1 rRNA gene is annotated in these 1,714 nt (G+C 54.7%); it reads left to right on the top strand.

The annotated features are described in order from the left end of the window. A 23S ribosomal RNA gene (locus ACFSKV_RS18940) occupies positions 1-1,674 on the top strand; the annotation flags it as partial. Positions 1,675-1,714: the final 40 nt, after the last annotated feature.

Here is a 1,714-nt window from a genome sequence, read left to right as displayed (position 1 = left end):
TGGTAGGGGAGCATTCCAACGTCGGTGAAGGTGCATGGTGATGTGCGCTGGAGATTTTGGAAAAGCAAATGTAGGCATAAGTAACGATAATGGGGGCGGGAAACCCCCACACCGATAGACCAAGGTTTCCTGATCAACGTTAATCGGATCAGGGTCAGTCGGGTCCTAAGGATAACCCGTAGGGGATTCCGATGGGAAATGGGTTAATATTCCCATACCGCACATACAGGTGACGGAGTGACGGAGCGGTGAAAGGACCGCGCGGTGACGGAATACCGCGTTAAAGGGAGTAGGTATTGGGGCTGCAGTGAAATGCGCAGCCTTAGCCGAACCTGACAGTACCGGGCGTCTTCGGACAACCGGACAGAGTCCCTAAAAGCTTCCAAGAAAAACTTCTGGCGATAAGCGTATGTGCGCCCGTACCGCAAACCGACACAGGTGGTCAAGGAGAGGATCCTGAGGTGCTCGAGTGAGTCATGGCTAAGGAACTCGGCAAAATAGCCCTGTAACTTCGGGAGAAGGGGCGCCCCTGAGCGATCAGGGGCCGCAGTGAAAAGGCCCAGGCGACTGTTTAGCAAAAACACATGGCTTTGCGAACCCGAAAGGGGAAGTATAAGGCCTGACACCTGCCCGGTGCCGGAAGGTTAAGAGGGGATGTTAGTGCGCAAGTGCGAAGCATTGAATTGAAGCCCCGGTAAACGGCGGCCGTAACTATAACGGTCCTAAGGTAGCGAAATTCCTTGTCGGGTAAGTTCCGACCTGCACGAATGGTGTAACGATCTGGGCGCTGTCTCAGCCATGAGCTCGGTGAAATTGTAGTCACGGTGAAGATGCCGTGTACCCGCAACGGGACGGAAAGACCCCATGAACCTTTACTGCAGCTTAGCATTGGTATCGGGTAAACGATGTGTAGGATAGGCGGGAGGCTATGAGACTGTGTCGCCAGGCACGGTGGAGCCGCTGTTGAAATACCGCCCTTTGTTTGCCTGGTATCTAATCCGCCTGAGGCGGAGACATTGCTTGGTGGGTAGTTTGACTGGGGTGGTCGCCTCCAAAAGGATAACGGAGGCTTCCAAAGGTTCCCTCAGCACGCTTGGTAACCGTGCGCGGAGTGCAATAGCATAAGGGGGCTTGACTGTGAGGCCGACAAGCCGAGCAGGGTGGAAACACGGGTATAGTGATCCGGCGGTACTGCATGGAAAGGCCGTCGCTCAAAGGATAAAAGGTACTCTGGGGATAACAGGCTGATCTCCCCCAAGAGCTCATATCGACGGGGAGGTTTGGCACCTCGATGTCGGCTCGTCACATCCTGGGGCTGGAGAAGGTCCCAAGGGTTGGGCTGTTCGCCCATTAAAGTGGCACGCGAGCTGGGTTCAGAACGTCGTGAGACAGTTCGGTCCCTATCTGTTGCGGGCGTGGGAAGTTTGAGGAGACCTGACCTTAGTACGAGAGGACCGGGTTGGACTGACCGCTGGTGTACCGGTTGTGGTGCCAACTGCACTGCCGGGTAGCTACGTCGGGAAGAGATAAGCGCTGAAAGCATCTAAGTGCGAAACTCCCTCCGAGATGAGACTTCCGAACAGGGCCGTCAGAGACGATGACGTTGATAGGCTGCAGGTGTAAAGTCAGTAATGACAAAGCCGAGCAGTACTAATAGCCCGAAAGCTTACTTCAGGTCGCCCTGTTGCATTTTCTGCGAGACATATCAATAAGA

Origin of the sequence: Shivajiella indica, assembly GCF_042683085.1 — a bacterium.
Classification (GTDB): Bacteria; Bacteroidota; Bacteroidia; order Cytophagales; family Cyclobacteriaceae; genus Shivajiella; species Shivajiella indica.
Note: the sequence above shows the minus strand (reverse complement) of the source record. Positions and strands in the feature narration are given on the sequence as shown.